Source organism: Novosphingobium nitrogenifigens DSM 19370, from assembly GCF_000192575.1.
GTDB classification, from domain to species: Bacteria; Pseudomonadota; Alphaproteobacteria; order Sphingomonadales; family Sphingomonadaceae; genus Novosphingobium; species Novosphingobium nitrogenifigens.
This window is the reverse complement of the sequence record NZ_GL876926.1, coordinates 326,870-342,344: the sequence shown is the minus strand read 5'-3', so window position 1 is coordinate 342,344 and position 15,475 is coordinate 326,870. Positions and strand designations below refer to the sequence as shown.

Annotated in this window: 12 protein-coding genes; 10 read left to right on the top strand and 2 right to left on the bottom strand. The window is 64.5% G+C overall.

The window, feature by feature from the left end; genetic code table 11:
* Positions 1–4 precede the first annotated feature (4 nt).
* The 3 genes from glgA to Y88_RS01895 are packed head-to-tail and all read left to right on the top strand — an operon-like array spanning position 5 to position 4,898.
* A complete protein-coding gene (gene glgA, locus Y88_RS01905) occupies positions 5–1,453 on the top strand; it encodes a glycogen synthase GlgA (protein ID WP_008065711.1) in 1,449 nt (482 codons plus the stop codon).
* Positions 1,450–3,078 (top strand): alpha-D-glucose phosphate-specific phosphoglucomutase, encoded by a 1,629-nt coding sequence (locus Y88_RS01900; RefSeq protein WP_008065710.1) that lies wholly within the window; start codon positions 1,450–1,452, stop codon positions 3,076–3,078. Before glgA ends, Y88_RS01900 begins: the two co-directional genes overlap by 4 nt.
* On the top strand, positions 3,075–4,898 hold the full coding sequence (locus Y88_RS01895) for a glycogen debranching protein (protein ID WP_008065709.1): 1,824 nt from the start codon (positions 3,075–3,077) through the stop codon (positions 4,896–4,898). Before Y88_RS01900 ends, Y88_RS01895 begins: the two co-directional genes overlap by 4 nt.
* On the opposite strand, the gene Y88_RS01890 is transcribed toward Y88_RS01895, so the two are convergent.
* Positions 4,855–5,565, bottom strand: coding sequence for an RBBP9/YdeN family alpha/beta hydrolase (locus Y88_RS01890; protein WP_408637177.1), 711 nt, complete (start codon positions 5,563–5,565; stop codon positions 4,855–4,857). The genes Y88_RS01895 and Y88_RS01890 overlap by 44 nt on opposite strands.
* Before the next feature lie 213 nt (positions 5,566–5,778).
* Between Y88_RS01890 and Y88_RS01885 the strand changes: the two genes are divergently transcribed.
* The 4 genes from Y88_RS01885 (at position 5,779) to Y88_RS01870 (ending at position 9,401) form a co-directional block, all read left to right on the top strand.
* Complete coding sequence (locus tag Y88_RS01885; RefSeq protein ID WP_036499979.1) at positions 5,779–6,543, top strand: DUF2334 domain-containing protein; 765 nt, start codon at positions 5,779–5,781, stop codon at positions 6,541–6,543.
* Between the two features lie 250 nt (positions 6,544–6,793).
* Complete coding sequence (locus tag Y88_RS01880) at positions 6,794–7,705, top strand: hypothetical protein (protein ID WP_008065705.1); 912 nt, start codon at positions 6,794–6,796, stop codon at positions 7,703–7,705.
* Positions 7,702–8,229, top strand: coding sequence for a DUF2141 domain-containing protein (locus tag Y88_RS01875; RefSeq protein ID WP_008065704.1), 528 nt, complete (start codon positions 7,702–7,704; stop codon positions 8,227–8,229). Before Y88_RS01880 ends, Y88_RS01875 begins: the two co-directional genes overlap by 4 nt.
* Positions 8,226–9,401, top strand: a complete 1,176-nt coding sequence (locus tag Y88_RS01870; protein ID WP_018075255.1) for a glycosyltransferase — start codon at positions 8,226–8,228, stop codon at positions 9,399–9,401. The genes Y88_RS01875 and Y88_RS01870 overlap by 4 nt, the downstream gene beginning before the upstream one ends.
* A 411-nt stretch (positions 9,402–9,812) precedes the next feature.
* Here Y88_RS01870 and Y88_RS01865 read toward each other — a convergent pair whose 3' ends face one another.
* Positions 9,813–12,230: a TonB-dependent receptor gene (locus Y88_RS01865; protein WP_008065698.1), complete on the bottom strand. Its 2,418-nt coding sequence runs from the start codon at positions 12,228–12,230 to the stop codon at positions 9,813–9,815.
* Positions 12,231–12,679: 449 nt separating this feature from the next.
* Between Y88_RS01865 and Y88_RS01860 the strand changes: the two genes are divergently transcribed.
* The 3 genes from Y88_RS01860 to Y88_RS01850 all read left to right on the top strand — a co-directional run bounded on the left by Y88_RS01860 (position 12,680) and on the right by Y88_RS01850 (position 15,475).
* Entirely contained in the window at positions 12,680–13,267 is a 588-nt protein-coding gene (locus Y88_RS01860; RefSeq protein ID WP_008065694.1) for a nitroreductase family protein, read from the top strand.
* A 258-nt stretch (positions 13,268–13,525) separates the two neighbouring features.
* On the top strand, positions 13,526–14,197 hold the full coding sequence (locus Y88_RS01855) for a murein L,D-transpeptidase catalytic domain family protein (protein WP_008065693.1): 672 nt from the start codon (positions 13,526–13,528) through the stop codon (positions 14,195–14,197).
* Between the two features lie 168 nt (positions 14,198–14,365).
* A complete protein-coding gene (locus Y88_RS01850; RefSeq protein ID WP_018075256.1) occupies positions 14,366–15,475 on the top strand; it encodes an efflux RND transporter periplasmic adaptor subunit in 1,110 nt (369 codons plus the stop codon).

Here is a 15,475-nt window from a genome sequence, read left to right as displayed (position 1 = left end):
TGCTATGACGATCCGCGTTCTTTCCATCGCTTCCGAAGCCGTTCCATTGATCAAGACGGGGGGGCTCGCGGATGTCGTCGGCGCGCTCCCCGATGCACTTGCGCCCCATGGGGTCGAAACCACGACATTCCTGCCCGGCTATCCTTCGGTGATCGGCGCGCTCGGGGGAGCCAGGATGATCCACGAATGGCCCTCGCTGATGGGAGGACCTGCACGCCTGTTGCAGGGAAAGCTCGGGGACCATCCGCTGCTCGTGCTCGACGCGCCATCGCTGTTCCAGCGCGACGGCGGCCCCTATGTCGATGCGGGCGGGCGTGACTGGGACGACAACTGGCGCCGTTTTGCCGCATTCGGACGCGCGGCTGCCGACGTTGCCAGCAGCGGCGTGCCCCATTTGTCCTTCGACATTGCCCATGCCCACGACTGGCAGGCGGCAATGGCCCCGGCTTATCTGCGCTTCGCTCCGGCAGGTCCGCCGCCGCCGTCGATCATGACCATTCACAATATGGCTTTTCAGGGCCACTATCCGGCGTCGATCTTTCCCGCGCTCGGCCTGCCCGACGATGCATGGTCGATCAACGGCGTCGAATATCACGGCGGCGTCGGTTTCCTGAAAGCGGGGCTGGACGCGGCCTGGGCGATTACCACGGTCAGCCCGACTTATGCCCGCGAAATCCGCCAGACCGAATTCGGCATGGGTCTGGAAGGCCTGATCCGCAGTCGCGCGGACCATGTGCGCGGGATCGTCAACGGGATCGATACCACGGCGTGGAACCCCGCCGCCGACCCGGCCCTCGCCAGCCCCTTTACTGTCCGCACGCTCGGCAAGCGGGCGCCCAACAAGACAGCCCTGGAAAACGAATTCCATCTCGATCCGGGCGATGGTCCACTGTTCGTGGTGGTGAGCCGCCTCACCTGGCAAAAGGGCATGGATGTCCTGCTCGGGCTGATCGACCATCTCGTCGCGCTCGGCGCGCGGCTGGCACTGCTCGGCTCGGGCGACAAGGGGCTCGAGGGCGGCTTCCTTGCCGCTGCCCAGCGCCATCCCCGCCGGGTCGGCGTGCGCATCGGCTATGACGAGGCGCTTTCGCACCGGATGCAGGCCGGGGGCGATGCCATCCTGATCCCGAGCCGCTTCGAACCTTGCGGCCTCACTCAGCTTTACGGGCTTGCCTATGGCTGCGTTCCGGTGGTCAGCCGCACCGGCGGCCTCGCCGACACGGTGATCGACGCCAATCTTGCTGCGCTTTCGGCAGGCGTTGCCACCGGCGTCCAGTTCAACGCCGTCACGCACGATGCCCTTGCCGAAGCTCTCGAACGCACGGTCACGCTCCATCGCGACGCCCGCACCTGGCAACAGATCCAGCGCGCGGGAATGAAGACCGACTTTTCCTGGGCCCGCAGCGGCAAGGCCTATGCGGACCTCTACGCCCACCTTCTGGAGGCTCGATGATCGTCACCGTTCCCACCACGCCCTTCGCCGGACAAAAGCCCGGAACTTCGGGTTTGCGCAAGAAGGTCAAGGTTTTCGCGCAGGCCAACTACGCGGAAAACTTCATCCAGTCGGTCTTCGACGTGGTCCGTCCCGAACCCGGCGCCATACTGGTGATCGGGGGCGATGGTCGCTATCACAACCGCACCGTAATCCAGCAGGCGATCCGCATTGCCGCCGCCAACGGCTATGGCCGCGTGCTGGTCGGCAAGGGCGGCATTCTCTCGACCCCGGCGGCCAGCCACGTCATCCGCAAATATGGCGCGAGCGGCGGTCTGGTCCTGTCGGCGAGCCACAATCCGGGCGGCCCGGACGAGGATTTCGGGATCAAGTACAACATCGCCAACGGCGGCCCTGCGCCCGAGGGGATCACCGACGCGATCTATGCCCGGACACAGGGGATCGACCGCTGGCTGACGGTCGAAACGCCCGATGTCGATCTCGACGCGATCGGCGAAACCGCCGTCGGGACGATGACGGTCGCGGTGATCGATCCGGTCGCCGACTATGCCGACCTCATGGAAACGCTGTTCGACTTCGCCGCGATCCGGCAGGCCGTTGCAGATGGCCTCACCGCGACGTTCGACGCGATGAGCGCGGTGACCGGACCCTATGCCATCGAGATCCTTGAAAAGCGGCTCGGCTTTCCGGCGGGAACCGTCCGCAACGGTATCCCGCTCGAGGATTTCGGCGGCCACCATCCCGACCCCAACATGGTCCATGCCAAGGAGCTGTTCGACACCATGTTCGGCCCCGACGCACCCGATTTCGGGGCCGCTTCGGACGGCGACGGCGACCGCAACCTGATCGTTGGCAAGGCGCGCTTCGTGACGCCTTCGGACAGCCTCGCCATGCTCGCGGCCAATGCGCACCTTGCCCCCGGCTATGCCGCAGGCCTCAAGGGCATTGCCCGTTCGATGCCGACCAGCGCCGCCGCCGATCGCGTTGCCCAGGCGCTCGGCATTCCGCTTTACGAAACCCCGACCGGCTGGAAATTCTTCGGCAACCTGCTCGACGCAGGCATGGCGACGATCTGCGGCGAGGAAAGCGCGGGAACGGGATCGGATCACGTCCGGGAAAAGGACGGGCTCTGGGCCGTGCTGCTCTGGCTCAACATCCTTGCCGTCCGCAAGATCAGCGTGGATGCGCTGGCCCGCGAACACTGGGCTCTCTACGGTCGCAACTACTACGCGCGCCACGATTACGAAGCGCTGCCGACCGAGGCGGCCGACGCGCTGATGAGCGAGCTTTCGGCAAGCCTTTCCACGCTGCCCGGCAAGGCATTCGGCCCGTTGACGGTCGCGGTTGCGGACAGCTTTTCCTATCTCGATCCGGTCGATGGTTCGACCAGCGCCAATCAGGGCCTGCGCGTCCTCTTCGAAGGCGGTTCACGCATCGTGTTCCGCCTGTCGGGCACCGGGACAGAAGGGGCGACCCTGCGCGTCTATCTCGAACGCTTCGAACCGGCCGGCGGTGAACTCGACCGCGAAACGCCCGACATGCTGTCCGATCTGATCGCGGCAGCCGATGCCATTGCCGGGATCGTCCGCCACACCGGCCGCAACGAACCCAGCGTGATCACGTGATCGCCCGGGCGGTCCCGGCCTCGACGCAGTTCCGCGTGCGCGCGCCGCGCGCGGAAGGCGTCTGGTTGTGCCTCTTCGACGGAAACATCGAAGAGCGCGTGGACATGGTCCGCGATGGCGATGACTGGGTCGCGGACTTGCCCGTCGACATGGTCGGCATGTCCTATGGCTATCGTGCCCGGGGACCATGGGCACCCGAACAGGGGCTGTGGTTCGATCCGGCCAAATTGCTGGTCGATCCGCGCGCCATCGAACTCGACCGTCCGTTCCGGCAGGACCACCGGCTTGCCGTCCATGGCGCCGATACCGCCGATCTGGTCCCGCGCGCCATCGTTCAGGGCACCTTGCCGGTGGTGCCCCCTGCCCCGCCGCTGTTCGAACGAGGCGGGTTGATCTACGAAGTCAACGTCAAGGCGTTCACACACCTTCACCCCGACATTCCCCCGGCCCGGCGCGGAACCATCGCCGCCCTCGCCCACCCGGCAATACTCGCGCATTTGCGCAAGTTGCGCGTCAATGCGGTGGAACTCATGCCGATCATCGCATGGATCGACGAACGGCACCTGCCCCCGCTCGGCCTTTCCAACGCATGGGGCTACAATCCGGTCGTGCCGATGGCGCTCGACCCGCGCCTGTGCCCGGGCGGCATGGCCGAACTGGCCGGGACCGTGGCGGCTCTGCGGGCCGAAGGGATCGGGGTCATTCTCGATCTCGTGTTCAATCATACCGGCGAAAGCGACGTTCACGGCGGCATGCTGTCGCTGCGCGGGCTCGACAACGGGGCCTATGCCCATGCCCCCGACGGCACGCTGATCAACGACACCGGCTGCGGCAACACGCTCGATTTCGGCAATCGCGCGGTTCGCGAGCTGACTCTCGACACGCTGCGCCACTTCGTCCGTCATGCCGGGGTCGACGGGTTCCGCTTTGACCTCGGCACGGTCATGGCGCGTTCGCCCGGCTTCATGGCCGATGCGCCGATCTTTGCCGAAATCGCGGCCGATCCGCTGCTGCGCGACCGCGTCCTCATCGCCGAACCGTGGGACATCGGCCCCGGCGGCTATCAGCTCGGGAAATTTCCGGAAAACTGGCTGGAATGGAACGACTGCTGGCGTGACGACGTGCGCCGGTTCTGGCGCGGGGACGTGGGTACCGGCATCGGTCCGCTGGCGACACGTATCGCCGGGTCCGCCGACATTTTCGGCCCCTGCACGACGCGTCCGTGCCGTTCGGTCAATTTCCTTGCCGCCCATGACGGCTTCACGCTTGCCGACACGCTCGCCTACGAACGGCGCAACAATTACGCCAATGGCGAAGACAATCGCGACGGCCATGGAGAGAACCACAGCTGGAACAACGGCGTCGAAGGCCCGAGCACGGACCCCATGGTGCACGAGCGACGGAGCGCCTTTGCCCGCGCCATGCTGGGAACGCTGTTCGTCTCGACCGGAACGATCATGCTGACCGCCGGTGACGAATTCGGCCGTAGCCAGCACGGCAACAACAATGCCTATGCGCAGGACAATCCGCTGACCTGGATCGACTGGACCGCGCGCGACATCGATCTGGAAGACCATGTCGCGGACCTGGCGCAATGGCGTGCATCACACCACGGCGCGCGCGCCTGTTTCCCCGAAGACGGCCGCTGGCTGACCATGGACGGAACGCCGATGACAACCGCCGACTGGGATGCACCGGGAGCCTCGATCATTGTCTGGCGTGCGGCCGACGGCACTGGTTTCGCCGTCGATCGCAAAGGCCCCCGGGTGTTCCCGCTCAGGCCGGAGGATACCATCCTTCCGTCGCGATCCCCGAACTAGCCGCCGGCCCATCCGCCACGATCAGGTCGCCGGGCACGGCCGAGGGGACAAGCTGCCGCAGGAGAGCGAGACCGAAAGGCCAGTCGCCAAGGCCCGAATGCGCATTCACATGCCCGACGGCGCCTGCGTCAGCAAACCGGGCACCCCACCGGCGGGCAAGGCGTCGCGCCTGTCCGACCGTGATATAGGGATCGTCCCGGCTCGACACCACGATCGAGGGAAACGGCAGTTCGGACGGTGGCAAAGGTGCAAAACGCGTGAGACGCCGATCGACCGGGCGTTCCTCCACATCGGGCGGCGCGACCAGCAGTGCGCCCAGCACCGGCATGTCTACACCCGCGTCGGCACGCAGGTGGCTGCGGAAGCCTGCCTCGTATTCGGCCCACCATGCGGTGACATGGCAGCCCAGCGAATGGGCGACGATGACCACCGGACGCGATGCGCGACCGATCGCGAGGGCCAGCTTGTTGACCCAGGTATTGCGATGGGGATCGTCCCACAGCCCGAGATCCACGCGACGCGCGCCGGGCAGCCGTTCTTCCCAGATCGTCTGCCAATGGCCGGGCCCGCTGTTGTTGAGGCCCGGCACGATCAGGATATCGACTTCGGGCACGGCTGCCGCCTCTCCGGGGACGGCAGACTGCAATTCGGTTTCATTGCGGTTCATGTCGACCATGGCATTCCTCCACAGCGAGAATGGCTTTCTCGTCGACTCGGGGAATATCCCTCGAATGGACGCAGCTTATCTCAACTTTTAAGATAGACAATAAGGCGAGCGATGATCCGTGCTCGCTGTGCGCCGTCCGGCTGATACGCTTTCACAGATTTTCGTTGCAAAATGACACCGGTTGCGACAGTCCGCCGTCCGGTACATCACGACATGACGAGAACAGCCTCTTCTTCCGTTCCCGACCGGCGCCTGCTGGTGGCGATTCACGACGTATCGCCCCGTTCCGAAGCCGCCGTCGATGCGCTCGCCGCCCGGCTTGAGCGGCACCTGGGCGGTCCCAACTTTGCCATGCTGGTCATTCCCGACCACTGGCGACAGGCCCCCATTGCCGGGAACACCGCTTTTCACGCACGCCTGCGCAACTGGGCCGACATGGGGATCGAAATGTTCCTCCACGGCTGGTGCCATCGCGACGAAACGCCCGCCGCCCACGGCCTTGCCGGGTTCAAGGGCAAGCACATGACGGCCGGTGAAGGCGAATTCCTCAACCTGCCCCATGCGCAAGCGCTTGCCCGCATGCGCGAGGGCAAATCCATGCTCGAGGACATTCTCGGACGCCCCGTCGCAGGCTTCATCGCCCCGGCCTGGCTATACGGCGAAGGTGCCCTCGCCGCGCTCGACGAAGTCGGTTTCGCCCTTGCCGAAGATCACATGAAAGTGTGGCAACCGCGCACGGGTCGGGTTCTTTCGCGCGGGCCGGTCGTCACCTGGGCCAGCCGCAGTCCCGGGCGCATCCGGTCTTCGCTGTGGTTCTCGGCGCTTGCGCGCCATGCCCTGCCGATCCTGCCGACCCTGCGCGTTGCGGTCCATCCCGGCGACACCACTGTTCCCGCGCTGCTGTCCTCGATCGACGCGACGCTTGCGCGCTTTGTCCAAAGCCATCGGCCCTCGCGCTATGCGAGCCTGCTCGCCTGATGCGCGCCCCTTTCGTTCGATACGACACTCGCCCTGTCGCGAGCCGCGCGCGGTGCGCCGCGGGGAATAACTCCGCTCCCGACTGGACCGGCGCCCTCTTCGCCCCTAAGGGCCGCGACGGGGGACCGGCTCGTGCGAACGGACAGCCAGATGGAGCGACAGAAAACACCATGACCAAACCGAGCCCGATCTTGCCGGATCGCGGAGCGACGGCGGTGATCTGTCGCGCCTTTCAGGGAGGACGTCCGCAATGACCGATCCCGACGTTATCCCGGCAGCCCTGCCGCGCGAAGCTCGCGCTGCCGGATTTCGCCGCTGGGGTGCCCTGCTCGGCCCCGCGATCTCGCTCGCCATTTTCGGCGAAGTGCTGTGGCAGGTCCGTGCGCTCGACTGGCACACGCTCGTCGCCTACATTCCAGATTCTCCGTTGGTGTGGGTCATTCTGGTCATCAGCTACCTTTCCGGCCCGGTCGGTGACTGGGTGATTTTCCGCAAGCTGTGGAAGATCCCGGTCGAGGGCCTGTTCCCGCTGATCAAGAAGATGATCGGGAACCAGCTGCTGCTGAGCTATGTCGGCGAAGTCTATTTCTACGACTGGGCCCGCCGCCATGTAAAAATGGAAGGCTCGCCCTTCGGCGCGGTCAAGGACGTCGCGATCCTGTCGGCCATCGCCGGCTATGCCATGACACTCATCATGCTGGTCGTCGCATGGCCCTATGTCGCCCGCTATGGCTTTGGCATCCACGGCGGCATGCTGGTCGGCTCGATCGGCATCATGCTGGCAACCGGCCTTGCAATCACGGTATTCCGCAACCGCCTGCTCAGCCTGCCGCGTGCAGACCTGTTCTATGTCTTCATGGTTCACATGGCCCGCCTGACCGTCAACACGGTGCTGACGGGCGTGCTGTGGAGCCTGATGCTGCCCGGCGTGCCGCTGTCCTCGTGGCTGATCCTGTCGACCGGACGGCTGCTGATCACCCGTCTCCCCCTGATTTCCAACCAGGAAGTCGCCTTTGCCGGTGCGCTCGTCCTTCTGGGCGGGCATGTCGATCAGACCCGCAACATGATCACGGTTATAGCCCTGTTCATCACGGCTATCCATATCGTGCTCTATATTGCGATGTTGCTGCTCGACCTCGTGCAAAGGGAACGGAATGCATGACCAAACTGCTGCTGGCAGTGGCTCTTCCCCTGCTGACAGCCGCATATATCCCGCCGAGCCCGGATCTCGGAAAGGCCGAGGGGCAATGCCGCCCCGACGAGGCCGGGCCCGCGTTCCTGGCCGACGTGATCGGGCTCAAAGACCGGACCGGGCAGCTCAAGCTCGAAGTCTATCCGGCAACCGAGAGCGATTTCCTTGCCGACGACAACGTGCTTGTCATGGCGGGCAAGACCTTTCGCCGGGTCGAAGTGCCGGTCCCTGCCGATCCGGTTCCCCGGCTGTGCATCCGCATCCCCGGCCCCGGGACTTACGCAGTTTCGCTGTTGCACGACCGCGACAATAATCACCGCTTCAACTGGCAACGCGACGGTATCGGCTTCTCGCGCAATCCGAAAATCGGCTGGTCCAAACCAAAGGTCGCGCGCGTCGCGACAGAAGCGGGCGCAGGCCTCACGCAGTTGCAGATTGTCATGAATTACCGTAACGGCCTGTTCTCGGTCGGACCACTAGCGGGGAAACGATGAAACTCGTCGATGTCTGCGCATTTTACGCCCCGAAAGGCGGCGGCGTCCGAACCTATGTTGATCGCAAACTCAAGGCCGGCGCCGCGATGGGCCACGAAGTGGTTATCATCGCCCCCGGCCCGCGGGACGAGATCGAGGAACGCGGCCCCCGGTCGCGGATCATCTGGCTGAAATCGACGGTTTTCCCGCTCGACTTCAACTATCGCTATTTCAGCGACGTGCCCGCGCTCTACGAAACGCTCGATCGCGAAAACCCAGATTTCGTCGAGGCCTCCTCGCCCTGGCGCAGTGCCAGCATCATCGCCGACTGGCCCGGCAAGGCGCCGCGCGCGCTGATCATGCATGCCGATCCCCTGTCGGCCTATGCCTATCGCTGGCTCGATCCGGTGGCGACGCGCGACACCATCGACGGGCTGTTCAACCGCTATTGGGAACACCTGCGTCGGCTCGACAATTCCTACGACATGATCGTCAGCGCCAGCGCGGGACTGTCGGCCCGGCTTGTCGCGGGCGGCCTCAAGCATGTCGTGACCAATCCGATGGGCGTCGACCCGGGAGTCTTTTCCCCGTCGCTGCGCGATCCGGCGCTGCGCAAGGGCCTGCTCGAAATGTGCGAGCTGCCTGAAACGGCAACGCTCCTGCTCGGTGTCGGCCGGTTCGCTCCGGAAAAGCGCTGGCCCATGCTGGTCGATGCGGTCGCCGCGGCAGGCAACCACCATCAGGTCGGCCTTGTCCTCATCGGCCAGGGACGCGACCGCAAGGCGATCGAACGCAGCATCGGCGGCAATCCCCATGTCCGCGTGCTGGCCCCGATCACCAATCGCGGAGAACTCGCCCGCGTCATGGCCAGCGGAGACGCGCTGCTCCACGGGTGCGAGGCGGAAACCTTCTGCATGGTCGCAGCCGAAGCCTGTGCCAGCGGCCTGCCTCTGATCGCGCCCGACGAAGGGGGCGCGGCCGATCAGGCACGCGCGAACGGCGGTTGGACCTACAAGTCGGGCGATCCTGCGGCTGCTGCCGATGCGATCGCCGAATATTGCCTCGGTCGCGAAACCGGCCTTGCAGGGCCCCGTGCAGACATTCCTGCGCCCCGGACCATGGACGACCACTTCCGCGAACTGTTCGGCACCTACGAGCGCCTGATCGCGCCCAAGAGCCGCCGCGCGGCCTGATCTCCCCGGTTCGACAATACCCCGCCTCAAAAAAGATGGCGGCGCAGTCGAAGACTGCACCGCCAAGTGGTTCAGGGTAGAATGGGGACCGGACATCCAGAGGGGCGGATATCCGGAAACGTGAAACGCGAAAAAATCGCGATAATCCGAACTCATCGGCAAAACCGAGGGGTTCGGAATTCCTTTGGACCACCCTCACCCACTCATCCGACCGACCGCCGTTGCGAGACGGCCGAACGAGTGGGGGGCTGCCCGGTGCCGCTTTCAGACCATGCCCCCCGACACGATCGAAAGCGGACTTGCAGGCTTATACGGACCTGCAATGAGAAGACCTCATTGCAGGTCGTTTCGCTCAGGCGGCGCGCGGCCTGATACCGACCTGCGCTGAGCCAAGCTCATCGCAGGCTGGTATTAGAAGCGAACCGTGGCATCGACGCCGAAAGTGCGCGGCGCGTTGAAGTTGCCATAGTCGCCCAGCACGCCCTTGATCGAACCGGTCGTGCCGGTGCCGAAGGCAGGCAGGCTGTTCGAAGGATCGCGACGGTAGACGTAGTCGGTGTTGAGCAGGTTGCGCGCCCAGATGCCGACGGTGAACTTCTGACCGCCGCTGGCAACCGGAATGTCGGCCAGCGAGAGGCGACCGTTGACGACGAACGAGGCGTCGTTGTGAGTCGCGAACTGGTCGAACGTCTGCGTCGACTGCGAATAGTTCGCGTCGAGGTGCAGGCGCACCGCCGTACCCGCCGAACCGATCGGATGTTCGTAATCGGCCGAGGCGCTGGCGGCGTTACGCGGCGTGAAGACCACGTACACGTTCTGGGTGATCCCGGTGAACGGGTTCACCACCGGCGGGATCTTCGTGTAGGTATAGGCGTACGAACCCGTCAGGGTCAGGCCTTCGACCGGCTTCAAGGTCAGGTCCGCTTCGACACCGCGGATCTTGGTGGTCCCGGCAGCGTTGACGGTTTCAAGCACGTTGACGTTCGTGCCCGTATTCGGGTCGGGATAGACCGCGTTGAAGTCGACCTGGCTGTTCTTGCGGTCCATGATGTAACCGGCCAGGTTGAAGCGGGCGCGGTGGTCCCAGAAGTCCGACTTCATGCCGATTTCGAACGAACGCACGCTTTCCGGATCGAAATTGCGATACGTGGGCGAACGCGAGCTGGCACCGCCTGCGCGGTAACCGGTCGAGTACTTGCCGTAGAAGTGCAGGTCGCTGGTCGCATCCCAGGCGATCGTCGCCATCGGGTTGAAGCGATCCCAGCTCTTGTCCAGCGTGTTGCCGTTGAAGGTGTTGCGGAACGTCAGCAGTTCGCCGTGCTTGGTGTCGTGGGTATAACGACCGCCGACGGTGAAGTGCCAGGCCGGAACCGGCGACCAGGTAACCTGGCCATAGCCCGCGTAGCTCTTCGACTTGACCGCCGAAGCGCGGTCGATCGAAGCGAACGGGTTGGTGAAGACCGCCGAGTTGATGGTGTAACCGGTGACGTTGCCGTTGGCGTCCGTCGTCCAGGTGTTCGAGTTCGGCGTCGCGGCGTTATCGCTCGCCGATTCCTCGAAGTAGAAGAAGCCGGCCGCGTAGTCGAAGTTGCTGACCGAACCGACTGCCTGCAGTTCCTGGCTGAACTGGTGCTGGGTCAGGTTGGCAAGGCTGTAACGGCTGAACGCGCCATTGGCCGAGTAGACGGGCACGCGGTGAGCGCCGCCGCTGTTGTCCCACTGAGCCGAGGTCACGCCGCGCCAAGCGGTGATCGCACGCAGTTCCATGAACGGCGCGACTTTCCACTTGAGCGTGTTGGCAAAGCCGAAGGTCTTGTCGACACTGGGCTGCTGCGGCACGCCGATGTCAGCGACGGTCATCCGGGTGCGGCCATTGACGACGACCTGGCTCGGAAGCGAAGCAACGGTACCGCTCAGCGTGGTGAACGCGGTACCCGGGATCGAGCACGAAGCGGTGACGGCACCGGCGACGCAACCGTTGGGGTTGTAGTTCAGCAGCTGGCTGTAGAACGGGGTGTTGGCATCGCGACCGACGTCATAGGTGAAATCGTCGGTAATGTTGCTCGTCGGCTTCCACCGGACGGCCACGCGACCGCCGCGACGGTCATAGTAGTTCCAGCCGTACTGACCCGCGAGCGGGTTCTTGGTGGTGGCATCCTGATACTGCACCACGCCGTCGAGCTTGATGCTGATGTTCTTGTACTCGGGGAGGTCGAGGTGGACTTCGCCGTTGTACGAACCGTAGTTGCCGACGCCGCCGCTGACGCGACCGTCGAACTTGCCGCTCGGAGCCTTGGTGACGATGCTGAGCGCGCCGCCTTCGGTGTTGCGACCGAACAGGGTTCCCTGCGGGCCCTTCAGCACTTCGACGCGTTCGACGTCGAACAGCGCGGCGTTGAGGCCATGCTGGCGACCGAGGTAAACGCCGTCGACATAGATGCCGACGCCCTGTTCGCGGGCGGGCTGGTTGGCGTCGAGCGGAACGATGCCGCGGATGCCGATCGTGAGCGCGGTCTGGCGCGCTTCGAACGTGGCAACGCGCAGCGACGGGATCGCACCATCGGCAAGGTCGAGCAGGCTCTGGACGTGACGGTCCTTCATGACCGCCGCGCTGATCACGTTCATCGAGATCGGCGTCTTCTGCAGGTTGGTTTCCCGCTTGGTGGCCGTGACGACGATTTCAGTCAGGCCGGCACCGGGGGCAGCCGGAGCTTCGGTGGAAGGCGCAGCCGCATCGGCAGGCGCAGCATCGCTTTCCGCGTGAGCCAGCGTCGGCAGGATCACGGACGCAGCAAGGCTGGCCCCGGCCAAAAGGCCGGCGCGGACCATCGTGTGGATTCGCATAAATTCCCTCATTTACCCCGGAGCAGCATTTGCTCCCTGGACGAGCGGCCCACTAGGCAGGGAAGAATACACTTTTGTGACACATCCGATGCAATTGCGCCCAATTGATGCAATGCGTGACCGAATTTTGACGACCGGACGGGCGCCGCGAAACGCCGGAGAAATCCTTTCTTGTCGCATTTCATGGGGTTGGATTGACAGGTTCGGAGCCCCTCGGCAGGTTCCCCGAAAATTTCAGTTTTCGTTTCCCGACACCTCGTTCCGCAGGCCGCTTTTCAAGAGATTCGAATAAGCACGACAGAATTATCCGAGTTCTTGAAGGTCCCGATTGTCGCTATCCAGGCGATCGAGACGCACGAGGGACTCGCCCGCGAGATCGCGGATGGGCCCCCTGCCATGACGATACCGCAAATTTCCCCTCACGGAGTTTCCAGATGACCGAACGCACCGCCGATCCCCGCGTTGTCCCCCTCATCGTCGAGCGCTGGTCGCCGCGTGCCTTCGATGAAAGCGCCCTTCCCGCCGAAGACCTCGCGGTCATTCTCGAAGCAGCCACGCTGGCGCCCTCGGCTTACAACTATCAGCCCTGGCGTTTTCTCCACAGCACCAAGGGCGACGCGAACTGGGACCGCTTCCTCTCGCTGCTGATCCCCTTCAACGCCAGCTGGGCCAAGGACGCAGGCGCTCTGGTCTTCATCGTGTCCGACACGCTGATGCGCTCGCCCGATGCAGCCAACCCCAACCACAGCCACAGCTTCGACGCGGGTGCCGCCTGGGCCCTGCTTGCTCTTCAGGCGACTGCGCTTGGCTACCATGCCCATGGCATGACCGGCCTCGACTTTGCCAAGGCGAAGGAAGAGCTCGGCATTCCCGACGATTTCCGGCTCGAAGCGGCAGTCGCGATCGGTCGCAAGGACAGCCCCGAACGCCTGCCCGAAGGCCTTCGCGGTCGCGAAGTGCCCAGCACCCGCAGCCCGGTCTCGAAAGTCGCGGCTGCCGGTATCTTTGCCGATCTGGCTTGAAACGCCAGACTTTTTCAAGACGGAACAGGGGATGGGCGCGTACCCATCCCCTTTTTTGTTCCCGCGAAGGCAAGACCCGTTTCTTCCATTTGTGCGATGCAAGGCACGTTTCGTCGCATCTGCAGCGAGCCTGACTCGCCCAATGATATCTCGTGATGATATTGCGCCAAGCACAGTGATGCCGCCAACCGGCTCGGCCAGACCGGCCGGACGACGGGAAACGGCAGCACGAATCGATAAATTACGGGGTTTCGCACGATGAATTCCGGCAGGCGCCGGTTCCTCGGCGCCATTGCCGGAACCGCAGCCACCGTACTCCTTCCACGCAGCGCGCAGGCCGCGACCGTGCGTGGTGCCGACACCTGGCTTCCGTGGAGCATGCTTCCACCGGAATCGCTGGCGGTCGGCAATGTTCAGGGGGACGTCGCGCCCAGCCTGTTGTCGCGTGCGCTGTCCGCGCTCGATACCCATTCGGCCCGCATCACCGATCGCAGCGTGATCGGCGTCGTTGATTTCTCGGCCCCGTCACGAACGCAGCGGATGCATATCGTCGATCTGGCGGGTGGACGCATCCTGTCGAGCCACCTCGTCGCCCATGGCCGCGGGTCGGACCCCGCCAACAGCGGTTGGGTCGAGCATCTGTCGAATCGCGTTGGCTCGGAAGCCTCGTGCAGCGGCAGCTTCGTGATCGGGGACACCTATCACGGCAAGCACGGCCTTTCGCGCCGCATCCTCGGCCTCGACCCCGAAAACGACCAGGCCGAAGTGCGCGGCATCGTCATTCACGCGGCCAGCTATGTCGGCTCCGATTTCCTGTCCGAATATGGCCGGATCGGACGCAGCCAGGGCTGCTTTGCCGTAAGCGGCAGTGAAATCGACACCGTCCTTCAACAACTGGGCCCCGGCCGTCTCCTTTTTGCGGCACGTTAAAGCCTGTCTATTCAATAATTTCCAAAATGTAACGCGCATGAAGCCCGGTGCCTGTTATCCAAGTAGGCACTGGACAGCTTTTCATGAGCGATTAACGCGCAAGGCTGTCAGCTACTTCGAGAGCCCGCCTTGCGTTTATCCGTTCTTCCGGCATCCGTCTTTCCGGCCGTGGCACCGCTTGTCTTGGCCCTTGCCGCCCTGTCGGCATGCAACAGCCAGCAATCGCCCCCGCCCGCCCCGATCGTCGTCGGCGTCATCACCGCAAAGGCCGGAGCCGTGCCCTTGATGACCGAACTGACGGGGCGGACCATGGCTTCGGAAGTCGCCGAAGTACGCCCCCAAGTCGCAGGCATCGTGATCGAACGCCTGTTCACCGAAGGCAGCAATGTCCGTCAGGGACAGGCCCTTTACCAGATCGATCCCCGTCCTTACGCGGCCACCCACGATCAGGCACAAGCCGCCCTCGCCAATGCGCAGGCCGTGGTCGAAAGCAACAGGCTCAAGGCTGAACGCTTCCGCGCGCTCGTCGCCTCGGGCGGGATCAGCAAACAGGACGCCGCCGACGCACAGGCGACTTACAACCAGTCGCGTGCGCAAGTCGCGGCAGCCCGGGCAACCTTGGCCGGAGCGGCGGTCAACCTTGGCTATACCCGGATCCTTGCCCCCATCAGCGGGCGGATCGGCAAGACCAGCGTGACCAAGGGCGCCCTTGTCACCACCGACCAGACCGACGCCATGGCCAAGATCCAGCGGCTCGACCCGATCTGGGTCAACATCCAGCAGTCGAGCTCGGATTTCATCGCCCTGCGCAAGGCGCTCGAAAGTGGCAAGCTGTCGAGCCCGGGCTCGGCTCCCGTCCGCATCGTCCTTGCCGACGGCAGCATGTGGCCGATCGAAGGCCATCTCGATTTCGCCGACATCGACGTGAACGAAGAGACCGGCACGGTCACCTTGCGTGCCACCGTTCCCAATCCGAACGGAGACCTGCTCCCCGGCCTGTTCGTCAAGGCCCGGCTGACGCAAGGGATCGTCACCAACGGCATTCTCGTGCCCCAGACTGCCGTCGGGCGGGACCAGCGCGGCAATGCCACGGTCCTGGTCGTCGGCGCCAACGACACCGTCGAACAACGCACCGTTACGGCCAATACCACGTTCGGCCCCGACTGGCTGATCACCGAAGGGCTCCGCCCCGGCGAGCGGGTCATCGTTCAGGGGCAATTGCGCGCACGACCGGGCACGAAAGTGAAAGTCGTCGCCGCCCCCGCGAACGGCGGGTAA

What these genes read in the sequence shown, in the direction of transcription:
- Y88_RS01890 (WP_408637177.1), bottom strand. Translation starts at nt 5,565, where the DNA reads ATGAACCGCAATGAAACCGAATTGCAGTCTGCCGTCCCCGGAGAGGCG.
- Y88_RS01870 (WP_018075255.1), top strand. Translation starts at nt 8,226, where the DNA reads ATGAAACTCGTCGATGTCTGCGCATTTTACGCCCCGAAAGGCGGCGGC.
- Y88_RS01885 (WP_036499979.1), top strand. Translation starts at nt 5,779, where the DNA reads ATGACGAGAACAGCCTCTTCTTCCGTTCCCGACCGGCGCCTGCTGGTG.
- Y88_RS01875 (WP_008065704.1), top strand. Translation starts at nt 7,702, where the DNA reads ATGACCAAACTGCTGCTGGCAGTGGCTCTTCCCCTGCTGACAGCCGCA.
- glgA (WP_008065711.1), top strand. Translation starts at nt 5, where the DNA reads ATGACGATCCGCGTTCTTTCCATCGCTTCCGAAGCCGTTCCATTGATC.
- Y88_RS01865 (WP_008065698.1), bottom strand. Translation starts at nt 12,230, where the DNA reads ATGGTCCGCGCCGGCCTTTTGGCCGGGGCCAGCCTTGCTGCGTCCGTG.
- Y88_RS01880 (WP_008065705.1), top strand. Translation starts at nt 6,794, where the DNA reads ATGACCGATCCCGACGTTATCCCGGCAGCCCTGCCGCGCGAAGCTCGC.
- Y88_RS01860 (WP_008065694.1), top strand. Translation starts at nt 12,680, where the DNA reads ATGACCGAACGCACCGCCGATCCCCGCGTTGTCCCCCTCATCGTCGAG.
- Y88_RS01900 (WP_008065710.1), top strand. Translation starts at nt 1,450, where the DNA reads ATGATCGTCACCGTTCCCACCACGCCCTTCGCCGGACAAAAGCCCGGA.
- Y88_RS01855 (WP_008065693.1), top strand. Translation starts at nt 13,526, where the DNA reads ATGAATTCCGGCAGGCGCCGGTTCCTCGGCGCCATTGCCGGAACCGCA.